This is a genomic window from Sphingomonas sp. (assembly GCF_031380695.1).
Classification (GTDB): Bacteria; Pseudomonadota; Alphaproteobacteria; order Sphingomonadales; family Sphingomonadaceae; genus Sphingomicrobium.
In genome coordinates, this window is record NZ_JANMWY010000010.1 from 1 (window position 1) to 4240 (window position 4240).

Below are 4240 nucleotides of genomic sequence, written 5' to 3' on the forward strand. Positions count from 1 at the left end.
CTGACCTACATGGGCCTCGTCACCGGCGACGCCGCCCGCACCTTCCGCATCGGCAGCGAAAGCGCGACCAGCGTCTCCGCCTTGATGTCGATGGCGCTGATCGGCGTGGGCCACCTTGTCGGCATCGCGGTCGGCATCGCCATGTTCCTCGGCATGCTGCTCAGCTGGGCCGTCCTCGTCCCCTACTTCGCCAGCGCCGCGTTCAACGGCGGCCTTGCGGCCAACGGCGGCGACCTCGCCAAATATGTCGGCGTCATCTTCCACGACAAGGTTCGTTACATCGGCGCCGGCACGATCGGCATCGCCGCCATCTGGACGCTGCTGAAGCTAGTCGGCCCGATCGTCGGCGGCCTGCGTTCCGCCTTCGCCGCCAGCCGCGCGCGCCAGGCGCAGGGCAACGCCAGCCTCGACCTGACCGAGCGCGACCTTCCGATTGGCATCGTCGGCGGCACCATCCTGGCGGCGATGATTCCGATCGGACTGCTCCTCGCCGCCTTCGCCCAGACCAACCCAATCGCCGCCAGCCCCGGCCTGACCATCGCCGTCACCATCGCCTATGTGCTCGTCGCGGGCGTGATCATCGCGGCGGTATGCGGCTACATGGCCGGTCTGATCGGCGCGTCGAACAGCCCGATCTCGGGCGTCGGCATCCTCGCCGTGCTCGGCATTTCGCTGATCCTCGTCGCCCTGTTCGGCCGCCACCTCGGCGTCGACGAGACCAAGAGTCTGGTCGCCTATGCCTTGTTCGTGACCGCCATCGTATTCGGTGTCGCGACCATCTCCAACGACAATCTCCAGGACCTCAAGACCGGCCAGCTGGTCGGCGCGACGCCGTGGAAACAGCAGGTCGCGCTGGTCCTCGGCGTGCTGTTCGGCGCGGTCGTCATCCCGCCGATCCTGACCGTCCTGAACACCGCCTTCGGCTTCGCCGGAACCCCCGGCGCCGGGCCGAACGCGCTCGCCGGCCCGCAGGCTGCGCTCATCTCGAACATCGCCCAGGGCGTACTCGGTGGAAAGCTCGACTGGAACCTGATCATCGTCGGCGCGGCGATCGGCGGATGCGTCGTCATCATCGACGAACTGCTCAAGGGAACCGGCAAATATTCCCTCCCGCCACTGGCGGTCGGCATGGGCATTTACCTGCCGATGGACATCACGTTGCTGATCCCGGTCGGGGCGTTCATCGGCTGGTTCTACAATCGCTGGGCCGAGAAGTCGCCCAACCCCGCCTTCGCCGAGCGACTGGGCGTGCTTATGGCGACCGGCTTGATCGTTGGCGAGAGCCTGTTCGGGGTCGCCTTCGCCGGCATCGTCGCCGCCACGCGCAGCGACGCGCCACTCCAGATCGTCAAGGACTTCCCGCTCGCCGTGCCGCTCGGCCTGCTGCTGTTCTTCGGGTCGATCGCCTTCCTTTATTTCCGCACGCGCAGCGACGCCGCCATCCCGATCGACGGTTCCGGCGGCCCGCTGATCAGCGAAGCGACGGTCCGTTGATGGACCCGCTCCACCTCGGCCAGTCGAGCAGCCTCCCCGCCGTCCCCGAAGCGGCCACGCTCGACTATGTCCCCAACCCGCGCGCCGGCGCGCTCTATCTGGTGCGCTTCGCCGCACCGGAGTTCACCTCGCTCTGCCCGGTCACCGGCCAGCCCGACTTCGCCCATCTGGTCATCGACTATGCCCCGGCCGACACGATCGTTGAATCGAAGAGCCTCAAGCTGTTCCTGGGCAGCTTCCGCAACCATGCCGGCTTCCACGAGGACGTCACCGTCGGCATCGGCCAGCGCCTGTTCGACGAAATGAAGCCGCGCTGGCTGCGGATCGGCGGCTACTGGTTTCCGCGCGGCGGCATCCCGATCGACGTGTTCTGGCAAAGCGCTGTGCCGCCCGAGGGCCTGTGGCTCCCGGATCAGGGGGTCGCGCCCTATCGCGGCCGTGGCTGAAAAGGAGACGCGATGATGGACAGTCTTGTCACCACCGACTTGCTGGCGCTCGAACTGGGCGCGCCTGACCTCGTCATTCTCGACTGTTCGATGTTCATGGCCGCCGACGGTCGCGATCCCGCTGGTGAGTTTGCCGAGACTCATATCCCCGGCGCGCGCTTCCTCGATATCGAGGCATTGTCGGACGACGCCCACCCCGCCCCGCACATGCTGCCCGATGCCGCATCGTTCGGCGCGGCGATGGAGGCGCTCGGCGTCGACCGCGACGACCGCATCATTCTGTACGACAACAGTCCGCTGCGCAGCGCCACGCGCGGCTGGTTCATGCTGCGCCACTATGGAGCGGAGCATATCGCGATCCTCGACGGCGGCCTGGCCAAGTGGAAGCGCGAAGATCGGCCGGTCGAGAGCGGCTCACCCGCCCCGCGCAAGGCCTGCTTCGATGCCATCGCACACCCGGAAAAAGTCGTGAGCAAGGCCGACATACTAAGCGGCATCGGCCTTCCCCTCGCCGACGCCCGCGGCGCGGCGCGGTTCGACGGCAGCAGTCCGGACCCGCGTCCCGGCATCGCGCCCGGCCACATCCCCGGTGCCTGCAACCTGCCCTACGCCGCGCTCTACCGTGACGACGGCACGCTTCAGTCCGATGAGGTCCTCGCCAAGGCCTTTGCCGATGCGGGGCTCGATCCGGTCGCTCCGTTCGTCGCCAGCTGCGGATCCGGAGTCACCGCCACCTCGCTGCTATTCGCCGCCTACCGGCTCGGCGCCAAGGGCACGAAACTCTACGACGGCAGCTGGAGCGAATGGGGCGCGGACCCGGCCACCCCGAAGGAAACGGGGCCAGCGCGGTAAGGAGTTGCAATAACGAGAAGTCCTAAAGACTGAATAGCCGGTCCAGCTCGAGCAGTTCCGACCGCAGCGTGTCCGCCAGCCGGGCCAGCGATTTGGGATGCGGCTCGAGCCCCGCAGCGCGCTGCTCGGCAAGTATCTCCAGCCCCGCCGCCGCCGCCTGGGCACTCTCGACCGAGCGCTGATCCGCCCGCCGCCGCTTGGCCGCGCTTTTTTGCGCCCAGGCCGTGGGAACCACGGGAGCAACCCCCTCGCTCGTCACTCCCGCCGCCAACTCGACGATCGTCAGCGCTGTGCGGATGCTCGCCAGCCGGGTGATCGCTTCGTCATAGGGACGAAGCTTTTCGGCGTGGGCCGTGTCGGGCAGGAAATGGATCATCCGGTTGGATTAACCCGCCTCCCCTAACGAAAGGTAAATCAGGCCGCCGGGGCGTCGATGTCGCGCAGGATCCACCCGCGCTGCGGGATCGTCTCGATGAACTCCGCCCCGTTCGACGCATTGCGCAATTTCTTGCGCAGCTTGGAGATGAACACGTCGATGATCTTGGGCTGCGGCTGATCGTCGGCGCGGCGATAGAGATGCTTCAGCAGCATCGTCCGCGTCACCACATTGTTACGCGCATAGGCGAGCAGTTCCAGCACGCGATATTCCATCTCGGTGATGCCGATCGGGTGACCGTCGATGCGGATCAGCCGCTGGCTCTGGTCGACCGCCAGCCGACCGCCGCACAATGTCGCCGGCATGTCGCCGCCCGATGCCCTGATTGAGTTGAGCAGCTTCGACGCCGCCTCCTCGCTTTCGTCGGCGGTCATCACCGCCGGCGATCCCAACAACTGCGACTGGATATCGCCGATCAGCTGATGCGCTTCCTCGACCAGCCGCGAGCCTTCCTCGAACCGCCGCCGCGACCGTTCGAGCATGGCTTCGACTTCGACCAGCCGCGCCGGGAGCGTCGCCTCTGTCATTATTGCGGAGTGGACGCGGTGGCGTCCTGACCGTTGCCCGCCGGCGTCGCGAGGATCGTCGGCGTCGCCGCGCCCTTGTCGACCACCCGCGTATCGGGATCGCCAGCGGTCGACCGCGCGCCCACTGCCGCCCGCTCGCGCCCGGCATTGTCTAGGATCTGGCGCTCGGTCGTGCTGCGCGGCCCCGGCCCACCGAACAGCGCGTCGATCGCCTGGCTCTGCGCGTCGGTCGCGGTCAGGCCGACGGTACCGGCGACCGGCGGGGTCAGCGTATAGTCGGGCGGGATTACCAGCGGCGCGTTGCGCGCCACGGCGAACTCGTCGAGCGCCTTGGTCTTACCGCGCAGCGCGCCGCAGCCGGTCAGGGCGAGGGTGCCGGCGGCGATGAGAAGAGGCAGGACCTTACGCATTGATATTCTCCTTGGGGCTGCCGTCGCGCAACAGGAACGCGCGCAGCAGCAGGATTACGACACCGATGCTAATCG

General features: G+C 67.5%; 6 protein-coding genes. 3 read left to right on the forward strand and 3 right to left on the reverse strand.

Going from position 1 to position 4240, the window contains the following annotated elements; genetic code table 11:
- The 3 genes from RMN84_RS00265 to sseA all read left to right on the forward strand — a co-directional run.
- Positions 1-1494: OPT family oligopeptide transporter (locus tag RMN84_RS00265; protein WP_309610209.1), on the forward strand; the 1494-nt coding region annotated here is incomplete at its 5' end.
- On the forward strand, positions 1494-1940 hold the full coding sequence (gene queF, locus RMN84_RS00270; protein WP_309610210.1) for a preQ(1) synthase: 447 nt from the start codon (positions 1494-1496) through the stop codon (positions 1938-1940). The genes RMN84_RS00265 and queF, both read left to right, overlap by 1 nt.
- Positions 1941-1952: 12 nt before the next feature.
- Positions 1953-2792, forward strand: coding sequence for a 3-mercaptopyruvate sulfurtransferase (gene sseA / locus RMN84_RS00275; protein ID WP_309610211.1), 840 nt, complete (start codon positions 1953-1955; stop codon positions 2790-2792).
- Positions 2793-2814: 22 nt separating this feature from the next.
- Here the strand turns inward: sseA and RMN84_RS00280 are convergent, their stop codons facing one another.
- From RMN84_RS00280 to RMN84_RS00290, 3 genes are read right to left on the reverse strand one after another with little or no spacing between them, the layout of a single operon-like run.
- Complete coding sequence (locus RMN84_RS00280) at positions 2815-3168, reverse strand: hypothetical protein (RefSeq protein WP_309610212.1); 354 nt, start codon at positions 3166-3168, stop codon at positions 2815-2817.
- Positions 3169-3206: 38 nt separating this feature from the next.
- Positions 3207-3755: a winged helix-turn-helix domain-containing protein gene (locus RMN84_RS00285; RefSeq protein ID WP_309610213.1), complete on the reverse strand. Its 549-nt coding sequence runs from the start codon at positions 3753-3755 to the stop codon at positions 3207-3209.
- On the reverse strand, positions 3755-4165 hold the full coding sequence (locus RMN84_RS00290; protein WP_309610214.1) for a DUF3035 domain-containing protein: 411 nt from the start codon (positions 4163-4165) through the stop codon (positions 3755-3757). Before RMN84_RS00290 ends, RMN84_RS00285 begins: the two co-directional genes overlap by 1 nt.
- Positions 4166-4240 lie beyond the last annotated feature (75 nt).

Bases quoted from the DNA above. Each gene is read 5' to 3' on its own strand.
- sseA (WP_309610211.1), top strand. From the start codon at position 1,953: ATGATGGACAGTCTTGTCACCACCGACTTGCTGGCGCTCGAACTGGGC.
- queF (WP_309610210.1), top strand. From the start codon at position 1,494: ATGGACCCGCTCCACCTCGGCCAGTCGAGCAGCCTCCCCGCCGTCCCC.
- RMN84_RS00290 (WP_309610214.1), bottom strand. From the start codon at position 4,165: ATGCGTAAGGTCCTGCCTCTTCTCATCGCCGCCGGCACCCTCGCCCTG.
- RMN84_RS00285 (WP_309610213.1), bottom strand. From the start codon at position 3,755: ATGACAGAGGCGACGCTCCCGGCGCGGCTGGTCGAAGTCGAAGCCATG.
- RMN84_RS00280 (WP_309610212.1), bottom strand. From the start codon at position 3,168: ATGATCCATTTCCTGCCCGACACGGCCCACGCCGAAAAGCTTCGTCCC.